Below are 19,147 nucleotides of genomic sequence, written 5' to 3' on the forward strand. Positions count from 1 at the left end.
GGCGGTATGCTCCATGCATGAGGGACAAGGTAAAGGGATGCAGAGGGCAGGAGTGATCGGTACGGGAAGGATTGCTAACCGGTTTATGCCGGAAGTACGTCTGGTAAGCGGTATCTGTGTGAAGGGAGTTTATAATCCCCACCAGGAAAGCGCGGAGCAGTTTGCGGCCAGATGGGGGATTGAGGCATATGGAGATCTAACAGAATTTTTCCGGGAGATTGACCTTGTATATGTGGCGTCCCCTCATGAAACACATTATTCCTATATCAAGGCAGCCCTCAAGCAGGGAAAACATGTGTTGTGTGAAAAGCCTCTTGTACTTAAGCGGGAGCAGGCGGAAGAACTGTTTGCTTATGCCGTGGCACATAAACTGGTATTATTTGAAGGAATAAAGACAGCTTATTGCCCTGGATTTGGGAAACTTCTGGAGATAGCCCGCAGCGGCGCCATTGGGAACATACGTTATGTGGATGCGTGTTTTACCAAGCTGGAATCCACAGACAGCAGGGAACTGAATGACAGGCTTTACGGAGGAAGCTTTACGGAACTTGGCAGCTATTGTCTGCTACCGGTTGTCAAGCTATTGGGAAATGGTTTTGAAGACATACGGTTTGAATCCATAAAAGGCGAAAACGGATTGGATGTGTTTACAAAGGCATCCTTCCGGTATCCCGGAGGACTGGCAGCAGCGGTCTGCGGTCTGGGGGTAAAGGCGGAGGGACGGCTGATGATAGCTGGTACCAAGGGATATGTGGTAGCGGAAGCGCCATGGTGGAAAACCGCGAATATGGAAGTGCATTATGAAAATCCGCTGGAAGTGGAAAAGATTTCGGAATCCTTTCAGGGAGACGGGCTGCGTTATGAGATTCGGGCATTTTTAAATATGGTAAATGAAAAGGGCTGCCCTGGATTGGAACTGACATCAGAGGATTCCATCACTCTGGCAGATATCATGGGGAGATTCATGGAAATGGAGAGCAGAGAATGAAAATATGGGCGCACAGAGGCTGCAGCCAGCGATATCCGGAGAATACCATGTCTGCTTTTGAAAAGGCGGCACAGTTACAGGGACTTGCGGGAATCGAGCTGGATATCCAGATGACGAAAGACGGACAGATTGTGGTCATCCATGATGAGAGGGTGGACCGTACCACAGACGGAACCGGATGTGTCCAGGATTATACATTGGCTGAATTAAAACGGTTGAAAATAGATGCAGGAAATCATCCATGTCAGGGGATTCCGACCATGGAAGAAGTTTTTGAACGGCTGGAGAAAAGACTAAAGGCAGGGATGAAGCTTAATATTGAATTGAAGAACAGCATCCTTCCATATGAGGGGATGGAGGAAAAGATCATAGATATGGTCCATAACCGGGGGGTGGAAGGTTCGGTCGTATATTCAACCTTTTATGCGCGGTCATTGGAGAAAATAAAGTATCTTGACCCAGAGGCAGAACTGGGGATATTGGATGTAAAGGTTTCGGACTGCATGTATAAGCTAAAGGGCGGGTGTGGTGCGGCAGGACTGCATCCCTTCTGGAAGGCGATGGATCTGTCGGCAGAACAGCTGCAGGGGTATACGGTGCGGGCCTGGATGGGGGGACACCTGTTTCCGGAAAAGCCTACAGGGACAAGACTGGATCTGGAGCGGCTTAATAAACTGGGGATAACGGACATTATTTTGAATGAACCGGAAGCGTATGTAGGATGAACGGTACCAGAAAAGAAGAAATTGATTTTGTCGGGGAGGTATACAGTAAGTGAAGATATACATATGGAGGAATGGAAAAAAGTAAAAAGGTATTGAATACAATCAATCCGAAAGAATGTACTGTCCTGGGTTTCATTGATAATGCTCCGGATAAAAAGGGTAAGGTTTTTGAGAATAAGACAATATTCTCTCCGGATGAAATATGCAGCGACTATGACTATATCGTAATTTCTGTAATTAAATATGATGCAATTATATATCAGCTGGAATCAATCGTAAATGTCCGCTTTCATAATATTGGTTATGAGATAGTTTATAAAATAAAGATAGATACCAATATCCTAAAATTGGAAATAAACAAGAGGTAACATGGAAAATAATTGAGGAAAAGTGTTCTTTTGTGCGATATGGCGATGGTGAATTTGAAATTATGGGTGGAAAGGAGATGCTGGTATATCAAGCCTATCATCTTGACTTATCAAAAACGTTAAAAGAGATTTTAAATGTTTTAAACCTATTACCCATTTTCGAGACAGGGGTGTACATGGCAAAGAATTGCGGATATAAAAAAGAATCTGGGATAACATGGAGTTGGTCATCAATACATTGAACCATAAATTTGATGGTGAAAATATACTTTTGTATCGCTTTCACCGTTTGTCAGTCAATACAAAACAAGAAACAAGTAGTTCAGGAATTTCTGGCGGCATCCGATGTTGTCATAACCGACTATTCTTCTCGGATGCGGAATTGTTCCCTGCAAAGAAAACCGGTATTTCTATACCAAAGTGGTGAAAAAGAATATGAAAGCAACGGAGGTTTCTATGTCTCTGTTTCAGAGTGGCTGTATCTACAGACCCATACACAATTAGGAATTGCTGGAAGCTATTAAAAACTTTGATAAAGAAAATTATATAAAAGAACTTGACATTTTTCTGAAAAAATACGGCTCCTGCGATAATGGACATGCATCGGAATGCGTTGTGAAAAAACATGGAGATAGCAGGGGATAATATACAATGGACTGGATGTGTTTACAACAGCATCCTTCGGGTAAAGAGGTGAAATATCTTGAAGCAGAGAATGCCGGCCTGGCATGTATTATCTGAGGAGGAACTAAAAAAATTACAGTCAGTAGAATTAGAGTTATTGGTGGAATTAGATAAAATTTGCCGGGCATCCGGGATTAAATATAGTATTGATGGAGGAACGTTGCTGGGGGCTGTCAGGCATGGGGGATTTATTCCGTGGGATGATGACGCGGATGTCATTATGGTACGTTCTGAATATGAGAAATTCAAAGAAAAATGTAATGAGGAACTGGATCAGGAGAGATTTTATCTTCAGGATATGGATAATACTAAGGGATACAGATGGGGATATGCGAAACTGCGCCGCAAAGATTCCCAATTTATCCGTTTGAATCAGGAGCACATGCAATATGATCAAGGTATTTTTTTAGATGTATTCATATGTGATAATGTTCCTGAAAACTATTTTTTTAGAAGCATATGCAATTTTGTGAGTTTTTTATATAGAAAAGTATTTTGGTCTGTTGTGGGGAAAAAAACGGAAAAAGGGTTAAAAGGGCTTTTGTTCTGTGGATTGTCAATGATACCAGAAAATATACTGAAAACAAGTTATCGCAGCTACTTTAAACATCGCAATAAAAAATATTCAAAATGGGTAAAGTGCCTGACATTCCCGGCATGTAACAGATGTTTTGGATATAAGCGGGAATGGTACGAGGATACGGTTGATATTCAATTTGAACATGTGATATTAAAGGGAAGCAGACATGCCGATGAGTACTTACGTTTTTTGTATGGCAATTATATGGCGTTACCGCCTGTTGAAAAGAGAAAATGCCATCCGGTCTCTAAAATTGAGTTTCCGGATTCATGAGGAGAGAGTGGAATGAATAAGATAATGTTTGATATTCTAATGTATTTAAATGACAACACCGGATGGGACAGCCGGGCGGCTGCACGAAAACTGTATAAGCCTTATTCTGTAATTGATGCAGAGTTCGAACGGCTGAATGAGGAGGGGTATGCAAAAGGAGGGATAATTACCGAAAAAGGCGTGCAGTATTTGGAGAGGCATAAGGTGGACAATGCCATTATACTGGCAGCGGGTGTATCTTCCAGGTTTGTGCCTCTGTGTTTTGAAAGGCCTAAGGGATTACTTCCTGTAAACGGAGAAGTATTGATTGAGAGACAGATACGGCAGCTGCATGAAAAGGGTATTACTGATATCACGATTGTTGTAGGATTTATGAAAGATAAATTTTACTATCTGCAAGAAAAATATGGTGTGAATATTATCGAGACCGGGGACTATCGTATTAGGAATAATCATGCCAGTATATGGGCGGCAAGGAAAAAGCTGGGCAATACGATTATTACCTCTTCCGATCTCTACTTTAATGAAAATATTTTCCAAAGCTATGCTTATGATGCGTTTTATTGCTCTGTCTATAAAGAAGGAGCAACTGAGGAGAGAGGCATACAAACGGATGGGTATGATAAGATTTTAGCTACTTTTTATGATGCGGCGGATACCTGGGTGACATTGGGGTATGCTTATTTTAATAGACGTTTCACTGAAAAATTCATAGAAATTCTTTCATGGGAATTTGATAAGCCGCAGACAATCTGTAAGTTTTGGGCAGATATTCAGGATGAACATTTATCTGAGCTTTATATGTATGCCAAGAGAGTAGACAGCAACGTTATTTATGAGTTTGATTGTCTGGAAGAATTAAGAGAATTTGATAATACATATTTTGTGGATTCCGGCTCTAAATTAATGAAAATGATAGCATCGGAATTGAACACAACAGAAGGGGAATTATCAAAATTTGCACCAATCACAAAAGAGGACTTAAGTAAAGGCTTTACCTTTACTTTTCAACAGAAAAAATATATTTGCAAAATTAATTCGGAATTGGAAATTTTAGAAGTCAGAAGATATGATGACAAGTTGCAGGAATTAGTTAATATTACGGAGAGTTTTACAACATATTATAATAGAACCCTTCCGTTGTGTGCAGCCGAGAATGTCATTTCTGATTTTGGGAATATGCCGTTGTCAATGGGATTTCAAGAAAGATATATTGTTGGTAATACCTATTCTTATCTGGAGGATAATAATTTTATTGGAAGCAACTATTTACTGCCTTTTTATGAGATGATTTCAGAAGAATGCCGAGAAATATTTAATGCAAAGTATACAGATGCAAGGACATTGACAGGTATGAACTGTTTGATGGTCGTGTTGATGTCACTTGCAAAAATTGGTGACAGCATTATGATTTTGAGCAGTCAAAGCGGCGGGCATGCTTCTGTTAAGCCAATATGTGAACGGCTGGGGCTTAAGGTGAGTGATGTGCCTTATGATTTTCAAAACTTTGATTTGGATTATGAAAAGCTGAATCACAGGTTAAAGGAAGGACAGATTGATTATATACTTCTGGCTCCTTCCGATATTATAAGTCCGCTGGAAGTCAATAGAATTGAATTGGGGAATACGGTGCTTTTATATGATGTAAGTCAGATGCTGGGCTTAATAGGCGCAGGAGTTATTGAGAATCCATTGGCGGGCATCAAAAATATCGTTATGTTTGGCGGAACACATAAGACCTTTCCAGGTCCGGCATGCGGACTGATTATGACAAATAATGACGAACTTCATGCAAAACTGGAAACAACCATCAATCCGATTTATATCAGGCATACCCAGATGCATCAAAAGGTGAGTCTGTTATTTACATTAATAGAGTTTGAAAATTTTGGACAGGCATATCAAGAGCATATTGTTACATTGGCCAATGAATTAGGTAAAAATTTAAAAGAGCTTGGTATGGATATTGCCATGAAAGAAGGGACATATTCAAAGACGCATCAGGTCTTTATCAGGACAGATAAGAATACGATGAACCGGATATTTGAAAACAGTTTAAAATATGGTATTACTTTGAATAAAAAGAATAAAGAGCTTTTCTCTGGCAGTGGAATCCGATTGGGCACGCAGGAAATAGCACGATATAACTGGCCGGTGGAATCTATGAAAGATGTGGCACAGATTATTCAATTGATTTCAGAGGAAACGGTAAATGTGCGTAAACTGATGGCAATGTTAAATGGTCTGCCTCAAAAGAAAATTCAGTTTACTTTTGACGAAGGTGTGCGCAGGTCTTTTGGCAAGTATTTATAGGGGAAATAAAATGTGTGATTTGGTTAGCGTGGTAATACCTGTTTATAATGTGGAAGATTACCTAGATGAATGTCTGGAATCGGTGGTCAGCCAGACATATAAAAAGCTGGAAATCGTAGTGGTGAATGATGGCTCAACAGATAATTCTGCTCTCAAATGCAGGGAATGGCAGGAAAGGGATAACAGGATCCGGTTCTATTCAAAAGATAATGAAGGCCTGGGGCCAGCGAGAAATTTTGGTATTGAAAAGGCAACTGGCAAATGGATTGCGTTTTTAGATGCGGATGACTGGTATGATTTGCAGTTTGTTGAAAAAATGCTTTATGCCGCAAACCAGTATGATGGTGATATGGTGACATGTAATATATCCAGATACAATATGGTGACAAAAGAGACAAGTTATATGCGCTGCTCGTCTGTGATAGGAATTCCCCTTACCAGGCAGGAAAAATTAGAGGACGACCGTATGGGAGTAGTAACAAAATTTTCTCTGCGCTCGCTATGGGTGGATAATAACATAAAGATGCCCAATTTATATGGTGAAGACTTTGTTGTCACAATGTGGATTTTAGCTGTTGCTAAAAAGATAGTTAGTTTAGATGAGTGCCTTTACTTTTATCGGAAGGGCAGAACAGGGTCAGTTAGCACAATGGCACGCTTGAACAGGCAGGAACTGGTACCCGGAACTGAATATATGATTTCAGGATTTAAGAGATGTGGGATTTTTGAGGAAAACAAGGAAGCACTAAGACGGTATTTGCTAAAAAATTTTTCATTAGTCTTGACGGCTGGGTGGACGAAGATGAGAAGGGAGGATTATATTATCCTCCGAAACTCGTATTCAGATTGTTATGAAAATTTTTTTATGGGTGATAAATTAAGGAAAGTGGCCCAATTAGGCAGTTATAATCTTATGCAGATGATAAGATATATGCCGGTCATTCAAGATGTAGAACTAAGTTTTCAATTTTCAAGTCTGATTAGTATTGTTCACCCATATAGAAAAAAAATGAATGTATGTCATTCTAATCCATTTCGGGAAAAAATGATTCAAAGAGATATAATATCCTCTTTTTTTGAAATTATGGAGAGAGAAAGACCTCAATTTTTGATTTTTGATTTATTGGAAGAGAGACATGATTTAATCATAGACAATGATGGAGTGATAACATATAGTGATGCCTATGCGGATGCTGATGATTTGGAGTGTGATAATTGTATTTTGTCATTTGGAACAGATAATTGGTGGAAGCAGTGGAAAGAATGCGCAGTTTTGTTTATGAACAAAATATCGAATGAATCAAAGACTGTTAAGCTGGTAATGGTTGAAAACTATTTGGCGGAAACCCATGGTACAGTGAAAGAATTAACTGATTATGAAAATAAAAGTAAGATAAAAGAAACCAATTTGATATTAAAAAGGTGCTATGATTTTTTGAGGACAGGATTTGACAAAATTGTTTGTATTGAGGCATGGAAGAATCCCTATTATTTTACAGATGAGTGGTTTGAATATGGTGTACATCCATGGCATTTAAATGATATCGTTAATCGAAAAATCGCAAACCAGCTTGCGGAGGTGCTGTTTAATGAAAGAGATGAATAAAATCTATCAACATATGGGAGATTCTCTATCAAAGGAGCTGTATGGTTACCGTGTTTTTTATAATGCCACACAGGATGATATGTGGCTTAAAAAAATCATTAACACAACCAGCGAAGGAAGAGAATTTCTTACCAGACTGTATGAGAATAAGGATTCAGAAAAAATCATATTTGGAACAGGGGCCTGGGGAAAGGAGCTGGCAGATACATTACAGATTAAGTGGGATTATTTTGCGGATAATCATAAACAACAGGAAGTATGCTGTAATATTCCTGTTTTGTCTTTTGAAAGCCTGTGCCGGGAGCACCGCAATGCAGTCATCGTGATTGCCACCAGACTATATTACAAGGAGATATTTCAACAGCTGTTAGGGGAAGGATTTCCGGAAGGTCAAATTATTAATATGGGGAAAATGATTGACGATATGAGCCGGAGACAATATTTTGATCTGGAAGTTTTTCCGCATTCAGAACATGAAATTTTTGTGGATTGTGGATGCTTTGATGGGACAACCAGCTTAAATTTTATAAAGTGGTGTCATGAAAAATATGATTCTATAATTGCATTTGAGCCGGATCCGGATAACTATATAAAATGTAAGGAAAACTTCCAAAAACATTCTGTGGATAGAGTCCATCTGTATCAGACAGGGTTGTGGGAGAAGCAGACGGAGCTGATGTTTGAGGCAGTGTCTACCGGTTCCTCCCAGATCTCTAATAGTGGATTGGAACGGATTAAGGTGGATTCATTGGATAACTTGCTGGGTAATGTGCCGGGCACATTTATTAAAATGGATCTTGAAGGTGCGGAGTATCAGGCGTTACTTGGGGGGAGGGGGTATTTGATGAAATATCATCCTAATTTAGCAATCAGCCTTTATCATAAAGCAGAAGATATTTGGACCATTCCAAAGTTACTATTAGAGCTATACCCGAAATATACATTTTATATTCGGCATTACTCTGTCCTTGCTTCTGAAACAGTTCTTTATGCAAAGGCATAGTATTCCATGATTTATTTTGAAAAACTTAAAAGGTTAGGAAGGACGTATGAAATGTTTTTTTTTGGAGCTGGGCTAGGAGCTGATATAGCGTATTCTTTTTTACAGGCAACAGGGGAACATGGAGCGTTTCAGGGAATAATTGATACACGTAAAAGGGGAGTCTGGAATGGATTTCCAATTCTTTCCCCTAATGAGGTTATTGATTTGGATTCCAACATAGTAATCACAGCCAGAAGTCCGTGGGGAATCGATGAAATTAACAGGAGCCTGAGAGAGAAAGGCTTTCATCATATATATTCTTTTAACTGGTGCAAAGGTGACAGGTCTTTTTTAGAAAATTCCTGTAATAATACATCAGAGTGGGAGGGCGAATGTGTACTGCCTCATCTGGAGATGCACATTGCCGATTCATGCAACCTAAAGTGTAAAGGATGTGCCCACTTTAGCCCTATTTTTAACCAGTCATTGCCTGTGTATGAAGAATGTATGAATGATATCCGGATTATGAAAGAAAAGGTATCCCATATTATCAGATTTTATATTTTGGGTGGGGAGCCGCTTTTAAATCCTGAGCTGGAAAGATATGTGACAGGGATTCGGGGTGAATTGCCAAAGACAAATATATGGCTTGTAACGAATGGACTGTTAATACCAAATTTGCCAGATCATACGTTAATGACAATGGCAGAGAATCGGATTGTAGTGAGTATATCAGAGTATCAGCCAACACATAAAAGGATAGGTAAGATTGTAGAACGTTTGGAACAATTTAATGTTAATTACGATTTACGCCCATATGATAAGAAACAAAGGTTTAATAGGCCACTATCCATGAGTGCTAACAGCCGATTGGAACGAGAGTGTATTTCTAATGGCTGTGTTAATATTTGGCATGGAAAAATTTCCAGATGTCCCACATTAATGTATATTCAGGAATTTAATAAAAAATTCGGAACCAAACTGCCGGAAGAGGGGATATTAGAACTGAAGGATTGCCCATCAGGTCAGGAATTGCTTACATTATTAAAGAAAGAGGTACCCTTATGTGGACATTGTGTGAGCAATGAAATGGAATGGCAAACATGCACGGAAGTTAAATTAGAAGACTTTGCGGTATGGGAATAATTGATGCGGAGGATGACATGAGTACAGAACCATTGGTCAGTGTGATTATGCCAATATTTAATGCGGAAAAGTATTTATTTGAAGCCATTAAATCTATATTACAACAAACATATTCTAATTTAGAGCTTATTCTTGTAGATGATGCGTCTGTGGACGGTTCGCTAGAAATAGTAAACGGAATAAAAGATTCCAGAATTATATTGAAAAGAAACACTTGTAACAGAGGCATAGCGTATTCAACAAATCGAGGGATTGAAGCTGCTTCGGGAAAGTACATTGCACTTTTAGATGATGATGATATGGCAACAGCGGAACGTCTTCAACTCCAGGTGGAATTTATGGAAAGGAACGAAGATGTTGATATTCTCGGAGGGGCAACAGCGGAAATTGATGAAAATGGAAAAATCATCCGCTTTTGTGATATTCCCCGTTATAACCCTGAATATATAAAAGCGGTACTGCTGTTTAATTGTTTGGACTTTTATAATGGAACAAGTATGATCAGAAAAAATTTTATTGACAAAAATCACTTGAGATATAAGGAAAATTGTTATGGAATGCAGGATTTTCGCTTTTTCATTGAAAGTTCTAAAGTTGCTAAAATCACAACCATTGGTAATCTTTTGCTGTATCACAGATTGCATAAGAAGAATGAAACGGTTCGAAGTAAAATGCTGTATGCAGAAGAGCGGGCCAGGACATATGCCCGGTTCCAACGAGACTCGCTTCAGATGAGTGGCTTTGTATTGCAGGAAGAGCAGCTGGCTCTCATTAATAAAGTTTTGGCAGAAGGACTCTCCTCACCTTGTGACTCTTTAGAGGAATTGAAAAATCTGTTTATGACTTTTAAAGAGATTGTAAGACAAGCCAGAATCATGCAGGCAGATAATCTGGAAGCCTTGGAATTATTGTGTAAGCGAAAGCTTGGACAGCAATTGGAACGAATGAGGATATTTGATTAACGGAGGAACGTTTTATTTTGGAAGACATATATATTGGAAATATAAAACTCGATATGCAGTTTTATTCTGGATTGGATGAGTATTCAGATGGGGATATTGAAGAGAAGATGCTGAGGATAGTCCGGGATTCACATGACATAGAAATAGAATGTTATAAAACAGATGATTTTCCGGTTTACTATCATCTGTCAAAAGAAAGGGAACTCATTATAGAGCCAATGCTAATTGATAAGTCAGAAAGTGTGCTTGAAATAGGCGCCGGATGTGGCGCGGTTACTGGCGCTCTTTGCAGGTACGCGCAAAAGGTTGATTGTATTGACCTGTCAAGAAGACGTTCTCTTATTAATGCATATAGACATAAAGATTGTGACAATCTGACGTTGTACGTGGGTAATTATGAAGATATTGAGCTGGAACGAAAATATGATGTCATTACACTCATTGGAGTGTTGGAATATGCAAATTATTATATACATTCAAACAGTCCATACATAGATTTTTTAAGCGGTTTAAATAAAAATTTAAAGGATGACGGCCGGATTTATATAGCCATTGAAAACCGGTTAGGCGCAAAATATTTTTCGGGATGTAAGGAAGATCACAATGGAGAGGCTTTCAGCGGAATTGAAGGATATCAAAAAAGTATTAAGGCAAGAACGTTTTCTTATTATGAATTAAGAAATCTATGCTTCAACAGCGGATTTAAAAAACTTCGTTTTTACTATCCTTATCCGGATTATAAATTTCCGCTGCAGATTTTTTCTGATAAATATCTGCCTCCAAAGGGGAGCCTGGTAATGAAGGGAAGCAATTATGTTTCTCCAAGAATAGAGTGTTTTGATGAATTGAAGTTTCTAAACAGCTTGTCAGGCAAAGAAGAATTCAGAATGTTTGCTAACTCATTTTTGGTAGAATTGAAGAGGTAGATGTACATGCAGGTGGTATATAGTAAAGGTTCTTTGGATAGAAAAAGAAAATATCAGGTAATTACCATGATTTTAGTAAATGATACCAATGAGATGGTAATATTAAAGAAACCTGCCGACGGCTTAGCTGTGCCGCATATCAGACAGACGTATCAAAATGAATGCTTGTATGAATTAAGTCATCCATCATATTTAGTAAAAAGTGAGTTAAGGGATGATGTTTTGATTACACCATATATAAAGGGAACCACGTTAGGAGAAAAATTAAGAAGAGCCTTTATAGAACAGGATCAAAATCTTGTATGCCAGCTTTTGGAACAATGGAGAAGTGTGCTTATTGGAGAGAAGAGCAACATATGTAAATATCGGAAAACAAAGGAATTTGCGAGTGTTTTTGGAGCGCTTAATATTCCGGAGGGAGTATTGTCAACAAGAATTTCTAATTTTGACTGTACTAATGATAATGTTATTATAATGGATGACGGAACCATAAAGTGTATTGATTTGGAGTGGGTGTTTGATATGCCTGTTCCTGTTGATTTTAATATGTATAGGGTAGTGAAAGGATTTTATATACAAAATAGCGATATATGCATTTGGAATGAATTGCTTGACTTATCAAAAATCAATAAAAAGTATATAGATGCTTATGAAAAAGGTATAGAAGCCTTTTATACAGTTGTTAATTATGACATGGAAAGAAATATAAGGTACGGAACATTTGGCAGGACATTTAAAAATCCAATCATAGAGACAAGTGTTGGCCAGAAGAAAAATCTATATAAATTTCCAGAAAAAATAAATGAAAATTACAATAGTATTGTTGTTTATGGTGCGGGTAAAGTAGGACAGGATTTTGCATCCTATATAGGGAAATCCGAAGATTTACATTTAGCTGGCTGGGTTGATAAGAGAGCAGCTTTGTATCGGAATCAGGGTATGGATATTGGAATGCCGGATGAGCTGCAGCATTTGAAATATGATGTTATTCTTATTGCTGTCGCGAATCAAAGCGTTGCAAAAGAAATAGAAAAAGAATTAATGGTGGCGGGAATTGAGCAGGAACGAATGTATTGGTGTAAACCAGAATTGCTTTAATAGAGATGGGATTTTCAAAGAAGATGGATTTATAATTGAAGATATTTTAAATAGGGCAGCTCTTTGTATGAAGCAAAAGACAATATATGTTTATCCCTCTGTCATGAATCATTTACCGGGATTATATCCCGGAATTCAATTGATAGCAATTGACAGTTTGGAAAAATTGCCGCAAGAGAGCTTATGTTTTATAGAATTCAATTGTTACTCTGAAATGAATGAGATATTTGAGATAGTGGATATCGCATCTGTGCATTCGGATTTTGTTATATATTGTAAAGAATTGGATATTCAAGAGACCTGGTCCTTTTCAAAACGTATATGTCCCCTGACGTTTTCTGGGGACATATATGGAGGCGTGTGTTTATCCGGAAGAACTTTTTCATATCACAATTGGAAAACACCGGATGAATTTAAGGTATTAGCAATTATTCACTGTTTTAATGAGGTGGATATTATTGCTCAAACCCTTGAGTATCTTTTTAGCCAACAGATTGATGTATATGTTATGGACAATTGGTCTGATGATGGAACGTATGAACTTTTAGAGGATTATGCGGGCAGGTACCCAGACAAAGTTAAGATAGACCGATTTCCGGCTTCTGGAAAAAAAGACTATTTTGATTTATATCACCAAATGGCTTGGACAGAAGAACTTGCTAAAACACTGAATTATGAGTGGTTTATCCACTATGACGCTGATGAGATACGAGTAGCACCGTGGGAAGGTGTTACATTGAAGAATGCAATCTATCAAATTGACCGTCTGGGATATAACACGATTGAAAATACGGTTATTGATTTTAAACTCACACAGGAATTTAGAGACAGTAATATATTTGGAAAAGATGTATATTTTGACTTTGGACACCGTAATTCACATTTTAAGCAACGCAAATCATGGAAAAAGTGTGACACGGTTGAACTCAAATCTTCGGGGGGGCATATGGTAAAAGTACCATATCATAAGACGTTTCCCCTTAAAATACTGAACAGACATTATCCACTAAGGAGTGAGGAGCAGGCGGTTAAAAAGGTTTTTTTAGATAGAAAATCACGATTTGAAAAAGAAAGACAGGAGCGTGGCTGGCATGGACAGTATCATCAAATAAAAAAAGAGGAAGATGTTTTTACATCCTCTGAAGAGTTATTATTATGGAATAATGATAGGATAAAAGAATTATATATTCCATTATTTTTAGGATGTGGGATTTATATAGAAAATGAAAAACAACTAAAGGATTGTTCATTTCTGTCAGAAAAAAAGGTTGTTTTATATGGCGCAGGTAATTTAGGGGAGATTATTTTTTTACAATTGTATCGCAAGTGCAGGATTGTTTCATGGATAGATAAAAATTACAGACATATTGGGGAACAGTATTTTGTTCCGGTTAAGCCGGTAGAATCAATAAATCGTATAGAGTTCGACTTCTGTGTGATCGCCAGTGAGAAGGAGGAGATACAGTTGAAAATGAAAGCTGAATTATTAAAGGCCGGGGTTTCAGCAAAGAAGGTCATACTGATTTCCGAATTGTTAGTCGAAATACTAAATGAAGGAGAGATAAGGTGAAAAATATATCAATAATTATTCCGGTATATAATGTTGAATCCTATTTAGAAGAATGCTTGTCAAGTGTATGTGAACAGGGATTATGTGACATTGAGATTTTATGCATTGATGATAATTCAACTGATAATTCATTGGTTATATTAGAAGAGTATGCAAAGAAAGATGGACGTATTAGGGTTTTTCATAATAGCTTGAATAAAGGACTTTCTTATACGAGAAATTATGGATTAAAATATGCACAAGGAAAATATATTTATTTTTTAGATTCAGATGATAAACTGAAGCCGTATGCATTAAAAAACCTTTATGAAATAGCAGAACGAGAACAGACGGATTGTATTTTTTTTAGTGCGGAGTCATTTTGTGAAAAAAATTTTAAATATCAACATGATGCTAAAATAGCATATAAAGAAAGGTATCCAGGGGTATGGAATGGGAAGGAGCTTTTTATCAAAATTGTAGATAATAATGAATGGGTCTCCCCGGTTCAATTACAGTTTATTAACTTTGAGTTTCTTAAAAGAAATAGTTTGAAGTGCTATGAAGGCATCTTACATGAAGATGTGTTATTTACTTTTCAAACTATGTTATTGGCAAAAAGAGCGATGTGCTTAAATGATGTATATTATGAATACAGACATAGAGAGAACTCTATTATGTCGTCACCGGTCACGAAGGAACGAATTAAGGGGGTAATCATAGCTTATCTGGAGATGCAGAAGTTTTGTGACAAATTTGTTTGGAATACGGAGGTTCTAAAAAGAATTAACAGACGTTTGTTTCAAATCGCAGCATCTATTAAAAGCATGATTAAGACTGAGAGTGAATTCAATTTGTATGAAATTTGTAAGCAAAGAACTGTCATGGAATACCAATTGCTAAACTTAATTATAGATGGTGAACGATTCTTAGGAAGTATAACGGAGATAAATGAATCGCAGTTAGATAAGATTAAACGGTTTAATCACATTATATTATTCGGTGCAGGAAAGATTGGGCGGGAAGTATTAAGAATACTGGATTCTAATAATATTGGTATTCTGGGATATGCGGTATCTGACATAAAGAATCATTCAGGTTTTGTAATGGGGCATCCTGTTATGGAAATAGGTGAGTGGAGGCAATATAAAAAATCGGCGCTTGTCATTATCACGGTTAGTAACCGTATTGCTAATGAGGTTAGAAATATCTTGCTTGATGAAGGGTTTGAGAACATTTTAATATTGCCTGATAATAACACAAGAATGGATTAATAAGATAAGATGTAGATTTCTTCTACGTCAAGAACCATAGAGGGAGCAGGTTTGGTAGAGAATACAGTGGATATTATGTCAATAGTAAAGGCCGGTCAGGTGAGCCTGATTTACGGAGCTGGTGTATATGGCAGAAAGATATACCAGTTGCTGACAATTTGTAAACTGGGACATAAAGTTGCGTGTTTTGTAGTAAGCGATGGAGCAACTCGAGTAGACAATACCATGGGCATACCAGTAATTACGTTCGAAAATGCAGAGCAACAGTATCCAGAGGCTGCAATACTTGTTGCCGTTAAAGGCGCAGAGGAACTTTTTGAAAGAGTAAAACGGATTCATAAGGGAGCAGTGTACTTTTGTCAAAAGGAGGAACTATGCATTCTGTGTCATAATATGTTTATAAAATTATGGGATTATCCCATAAAGAATAATAAATTGTTCTTCCAGAGTAACTATGGACAGGGTTATATGTGTAATGGAAAATATATAACAGAAGAACTAATCAGGCAGAATCAGGATGTTGATATCGTGTGGGCTGTCAGGAATATGGGAGCGGAGGTGCCTGCCCCGGTAAGAAAGGTTGAGGTGGACTCCCCGGAATATTATTATGAAATGGCAACTTCAAAAATCTGGATAGATAATTGCAGGAAGGATATTTATACCCATAAGAGGAAGAACCAATATTACATTCAGACGTGGCACGGATCGGGTCCTTTAAAAAAAGTAGAGAAGGATATAGAGAATACATTAAACTTAGAGTATATACGCAGTGCGAAGAATGACGGAGAAATGATTGACCTTTTTTTATCCAGTTCATCTGCAAATAGTAATATGTATAGAAATTCCTTCTACAGTCATGGCGATATACTGGAGTGCGGAAGCCCAAGAAATGATTTGATGTTTAACAGTAGAAGTGTTGATAAAGACAAAATCAGGCATTCTTTGGGGGTGGAAAATAGAAATGCCAGAATCGTGTTATATGCCCCCACGTTCCGAAGAACGATAGAAAATTCAGTGAGGGCCTATGATTTAGAGGCAAAAAGAGTTAAAAAGGAACTGGAAAAAAAGTTTGGCGGTAGCTTTGTAATGCTGGTCAGATTCCATTCTAATCTGTGTGGCAATGAACAGTTGGCTGCCTTATATTCGGACTGTATACATGTTACGGATTACGCTGATGTACAGGAATTATTGATTATTTCAGATGTCCTTATAACAGATTATTCCTCTATATTATGGGATTTTTCTCTTCAAAAGAAACCGGTGTTTTTGTACCAGAATGATGAGCAGGAGTATCTTGATGACAGAGGGTTTTACAGTCCTCTATGTGAGTGGCCGTATCCAAGAGCTCATAATTTAGAAAATCTTTATAGGAAAATAGCAGAGTTTGAGGAAGAGGAATATATTAGTGATTTGGAGAGATTTTTTCAGAAATGGACCTCGTTTGATGATGGACATGCATCAGCACGGGCGGTTGAAAGGATAATGGATGTAATTCATAATCCCCAAAAGTACATGAAAAGCAGGTGATACCTATGCCAAAAGTTTCCATTATAATCCCAGTCTACAATGTCGAATCATATATCAGAACCTGCATAGACAGCGTCCTCGCCCAATCCCTGAAAGATTTGGAAATCATCTGCGTCGATGACGGTTCAACAGACAGCAGTCCGGCCATCCTGGATGATTATGCAAGCAAAGACAGCCGGGTCAAAGTTATACATAAGCCCAACCGGGGATACGGGCATTCAATGAATGTGGGGTATGAGGCAGCCACTGGCGAATACATAGGAATTGTTGAAAGCGATGATTACATCCTTCCGGACATGTATGGGACGCTGTACGATTATGCTGTTTCCAATGATTTGGATTTAATCAAATCAGAGTGTATCCAGTTCTGGGATACGCTCCATTATTCAAAGAGAATCCATGTAAGCGCCATGGACGGGTATTTTGGAAAGGTTCTTCAGAAAGAGGACCGGATTCTTTTTTTCCAGTTTTATATGAATACCTGGTCCGGGATATATAGACGAAGCTTTCTCGCGGAAAATGGAATCAGGCATAATGAAACTCCGGGAGCTTCTTACCAGGACAATGGTTTCTGGATTCAGACCATGTCCCTGTGTAACAGGGCCATGTGGCTTGACAGTGCGTTCTATATGTACCGCCAGGATAATCCCGCAGCGTCGGTCAAGAGCAAGAACAAGGTACTGGCTATGTACCGTGAGTACTGCGATGTGGAAACCTTTTTGGAACAAAAGCACCTCACCCAGGAGCTGGGTATCTGCCGGTACTACCGGATGATGCGCCACAGAGGGACTTTTATCAGAATAAGCGAGGAATACAAACAGGAATATGCACAGCTAATCGTCCGGGATTGGGATTTATATTATAACCAAATCAAAGATTTAAATATCGGGTCAAAGGAAGAACTGTTCCATTGGATTCGTGATTTAAAGGAGGAGGGACGGGTAGGACAGATAATCTCCGAAATCCTGTCAGTAAAAAAAGAAATAGACAGGTGCGGCCGGATTATCATATACGGCGCAGGAGCCTGGGCTGAAAATGTCTGCCTGAGACTGTACAATAACGGATACTATGATAAAGTGGAAGCCATCTGCGTCTCAGGAGTGCCGTCCAAGCCATATCTCTGGGGGAGGGAAGTACTACCCTTTGATAGAATCCGGAACAGAGCCGATGCCCTTTTTATCATCGCAGTGAACAGAAAGGGAACATTTTATACTGAAATAGAGAAACGTCTGCTGGCAGAGGGAATAAAGAATTATATGGCTGCGGATACAATCGTGGATTATTTTTACATAGTGTAGATTCGGGGTATGGATGCAGGGTATAGAAAACACGGTTGAGTAACAGACAGGCAACAGACGGCAGACAGGTAACAAACAGCAGACAGGCAGCAGACAGGCGGCCGATAGTGGAGGGATTAGGAGTGAATGTAGCGATTGTAATTGCCGGTGGCTCCGGCCAGCGGTCAGGCCAGGATATTCCCAAGCAGTTTATCCATGTGTATGATAAGCCCATATTGATTTATACCCTTGAGGGATTCCAGAAACATCCCCAGATTGACGCCATCGGGCTGGTGTGCATTGACGGCTGGCATGATGTGGTAAGGGCTTATGCGAAGCAGTTTAATATAGATAAGCTTCAATGGATTATATCCGGCGGCAGGACTACCCAGGAATCCATCCGGAACGGTGTTTTTCAACTGGAAGGTACATGTGGTGAGGAGGACATCATTATTATACATGATGGAATCCGTCCGCTGGTTGAGGATTCGGTTTTGTCAGATGTAATCTTAAAGTGCAGGCAGTATGGAAACGCGGTAACCGCCCTTCCGTATAATGAGCAGATTTTTGTGGCGGATGATGAGGTGTCTACAGTCAGGTACATCCCAAGGGAGGCTCTGCGGAGGGTTTCAACGCCCCAGGCATACAGGTATGGAATGCTTGACAGGGCTTACCATGAAGCGTTTGAAAAGGGAATCGGCATATATGGATCTTCCTACACAAATACCATGATGGTTGAACTGGGGGAGCGGCTGTATTTTGCCAATGGGTCTGAGAAGAATATAAAAATAACCACCAGGGATGACTTTGAGCTGTTTAAGGCGTATCTTAAGATGGAAAAGGATAACTGGCTGAAGTAGGAGTATAGA

18 protein-coding genes are annotated in these 19,147 nt (G+C 38.6%); all 18 read left to right on the plus strand.

Annotation, left to right across the window (positions count from 1 at the left end):
• Window positions 1-13 precede the first annotated feature (13 nt).
• The 18 genes from LI015_RS01310 to LI015_RS01395 all read left to right on the plus strand — a co-directional run bounded on the left by LI015_RS01310 (window position 14) and on the right by LI015_RS01395 (window position 19,138).
• The gene (locus tag LI015_RS01310; protein WP_227123804.1) at window positions 14-988 is read left to right on the plus strand and encodes a Gfo/Idh/MocA family protein; all 975 of its coding nucleotides are present in this window, start codon (window positions 14-16) and stop codon (window positions 986-988) included.
• Entirely contained in the window at window positions 985-1,713 is a 729-nt protein-coding gene (locus LI015_RS01315; protein ID WP_227123807.1) for a glycerophosphodiester phosphodiesterase family protein, read from the plus strand. The genes LI015_RS01310 and LI015_RS01315 overlap by 4 nt, the downstream gene beginning before the upstream one ends.
• Window positions 1,714-1,784: 71 nt before the next feature.
• A complete protein-coding gene (locus tag LI015_RS01320; protein WP_021895236.1) occupies window positions 1,785-2,081 on the plus strand; it encodes a hypothetical protein in 297 nt (98 codons plus the stop codon).
• Window positions 2,082-2,113: 32 nt separating this feature from the next.
• Window positions 2,114-2,323, plus strand: a complete 210-nt coding sequence (locus LI015_RS28965; RefSeq protein WP_195635586.1) for a GT-D fold domain-containing glycosyltransferase — start codon at window positions 2,114-2,116, stop codon at window positions 2,321-2,323.
• Between the two features lie 12 nt (window positions 2,324-2,335).
• Complete coding sequence (locus LI015_RS28970; protein WP_227124052.1) at window positions 2,336-2,605, plus strand: CDP-glycerol glycerophosphotransferase family protein; 270 nt, start codon at window positions 2,336-2,338, stop codon at window positions 2,603-2,605.
• 179 nt (window positions 2,606-2,784) lie between these two features.
• Window positions 2,785-3,618: a LicD family protein gene (locus tag LI015_RS01335; protein ID WP_021895237.1), complete on the plus strand. Its 834-nt coding sequence runs from the start codon at window positions 2,785-2,787 to the stop codon at window positions 3,616-3,618.
• 12 nt (window positions 3,619-3,630) lie between these two features.
• Entirely contained in the window at window positions 3,631-5,931 is a 2,301-nt protein-coding gene (locus tag LI015_RS01340; RefSeq protein WP_227123808.1) for an NTP transferase domain-containing protein, read from the plus strand.
• Between the two features lie 10 nt (window positions 5,932-5,941).
• The gene (locus LI015_RS01345) at window positions 5,942-7,537 is read left to right on the plus strand and encodes a glycosyltransferase (RefSeq protein ID WP_227123810.1); all 1,596 of its coding nucleotides are present in this window, start codon (window positions 5,942-5,944) and stop codon (window positions 7,535-7,537) included.
• The gene (locus LI015_RS01350) at window positions 7,521-8,540 is read left to right on the plus strand and encodes an FkbM family methyltransferase (protein ID WP_021895240.1); all 1,020 of its coding nucleotides are present in this window, start codon (window positions 7,521-7,523) and stop codon (window positions 8,538-8,540) included. Before LI015_RS01345 ends, LI015_RS01350 begins: the two co-directional genes overlap by 17 nt.
• 6 nt (window positions 8,541-8,546) lie before the next feature.
• On the plus strand, window positions 8,547-9,665 hold the full coding sequence (locus LI015_RS01355) for a radical SAM protein (protein WP_195635590.1): 1,119 nt from the start codon (window positions 8,547-8,549) through the stop codon (window positions 9,663-9,665).
• A 17-nt stretch (window positions 9,666-9,682) separates the two neighbouring features.
• A complete protein-coding gene (locus tag LI015_RS01360) occupies window positions 9,683-10,627 on the plus strand; it encodes a glycosyltransferase family 2 protein (protein ID WP_021895242.1) in 945 nt (314 codons plus the stop codon).
• Window positions 10,628-10,644: 17 nt separating this feature from the next.
• A complete protein-coding gene (locus tag LI015_RS01365) occupies window positions 10,645-11,553 on the plus strand; it encodes a class I SAM-dependent methyltransferase (protein ID WP_227123812.1) in 909 nt (302 codons plus the stop codon).
• Window positions 11,554-11,559: 6 nt separating this feature from the next.
• Window positions 11,560-12,651 (plus strand): hypothetical protein, encoded by a 1,092-nt coding sequence (locus tag LI015_RS01370; RefSeq protein ID WP_227123814.1) that lies wholly within the window; start codon window positions 11,560-11,562, stop codon window positions 12,649-12,651.
• Complete coding sequence (locus LI015_RS01375; protein WP_227123816.1) at window positions 12,608-14,221, plus strand: glycosyltransferase family 2 protein; 1,614 nt, start codon at window positions 12,608-12,610, stop codon at window positions 14,219-14,221. Before LI015_RS01370 ends, LI015_RS01375 begins: the two co-directional genes overlap by 44 nt.
• On the plus strand, window positions 14,218-15,474 hold the full coding sequence (locus LI015_RS01380) for a glycosyltransferase (RefSeq protein ID WP_021895246.1): 1,257 nt from the start codon (window positions 14,218-14,220) through the stop codon (window positions 15,472-15,474). Before LI015_RS01375 ends, LI015_RS01380 begins: the two co-directional genes overlap by 4 nt.
• A gap of 51 nt (window positions 15,475-15,525) precedes the next feature.
• On the plus strand, window positions 15,526-17,001 hold the full coding sequence (locus LI015_RS01385) for a CDP-glycerol glycerophosphotransferase family protein (RefSeq protein WP_227123818.1): 1,476 nt from the start codon (window positions 15,526-15,528) through the stop codon (window positions 16,999-17,001).
• A gap of 5 nt (window positions 17,002-17,006) precedes the next feature.
• Entirely contained in the window at window positions 17,007-18,299 is a 1,293-nt protein-coding gene (locus LI015_RS01390) for a glycosyltransferase family 2 protein (RefSeq protein ID WP_227123820.1), read from the plus strand.
• Between the two features lie 35 nt (window positions 18,300-18,334).
• Window positions 18,335-19,138 carry an IspD/TarI family cytidylyltransferase gene (locus LI015_RS01395; RefSeq protein ID WP_264468287.1) on the plus strand — a complete coding sequence of 268 codons (804 nt, stop codon included), beginning with the start codon at window positions 18,335-18,337 and terminating at the stop codon, window positions 19,136-19,138.
• Window positions 19,139-19,147: the final 9 nt, after the last annotated feature.

The sequence above is a fragment of the Enterocloster sp. 210928-DFI.2.20 genome, assembly GCF_020554465.1.
Taxonomy (GTDB): Bacteria; Bacillota; Clostridia; order Lachnospirales; family Lachnospiraceae; genus Enterocloster; species Enterocloster bolteae.

Coding starts and splice junctions, on each gene's coding strand:
- LI015_RS01320 (WP_021895236.1), top strand. CDS start 1,785: ATGGAAAAAAGTAAAAAGGTATTGAATACAATCAATCCGAAAGAATGT.
- LI015_RS01310 (WP_227123804.1), top strand. CDS start 14: ATGCATGAGGGACAAGGTAAAGGGATGCAGAGGGCAGGAGTGATCGGT.
- LI015_RS01340 (WP_227123808.1), top strand. CDS start 3,631: ATGAATAAGATAATGTTTGATATTCTAATGTATTTAAATGACAACACC.
- LI015_RS01370 (WP_227123814.1), top strand. CDS start 11,560: ATGCAGGTGGTATATAGTAAAGGTTCTTTGGATAGAAAAAGAAAATAT.
- LI015_RS01345 (WP_227123810.1), top strand. CDS start 5,942: ATGTGTGATTTGGTTAGCGTGGTAATACCTGTTTATAATGTGGAAGAT.
- LI015_RS01355 (WP_195635590.1), top strand. CDS start 8,547: ATGATTTATTTTGAAAAACTTAAAAGGTTAGGAAGGACGTATGAAATG.
- LI015_RS01390 (WP_227123820.1), top strand. CDS start 17,007: ATGCCAAAAGTTTCCATTATAATCCCAGTCTACAATGTCGAATCATAT.
- LI015_RS01350 (WP_021895240.1), top strand. CDS start 7,521: ATGAAAGAGATGAATAAAATCTATCAACATATGGGAGATTCTCTATCA.
- LI015_RS28970 (WP_227124052.1), top strand. CDS start 2,336: ATGGTGAAAATATACTTTTGTATCGCTTTCACCGTTTGTCAGTCAATA.
- LI015_RS01360 (WP_021895242.1), top strand. CDS start 9,683: ATGAGTACAGAACCATTGGTCAGTGTGATTATGCCAATATTTAATGCG.
- LI015_RS01315 (WP_227123807.1), top strand. CDS start 985: ATGAAAATATGGGCGCACAGAGGCTGCAGCCAGCGATATCCGGAGAAT.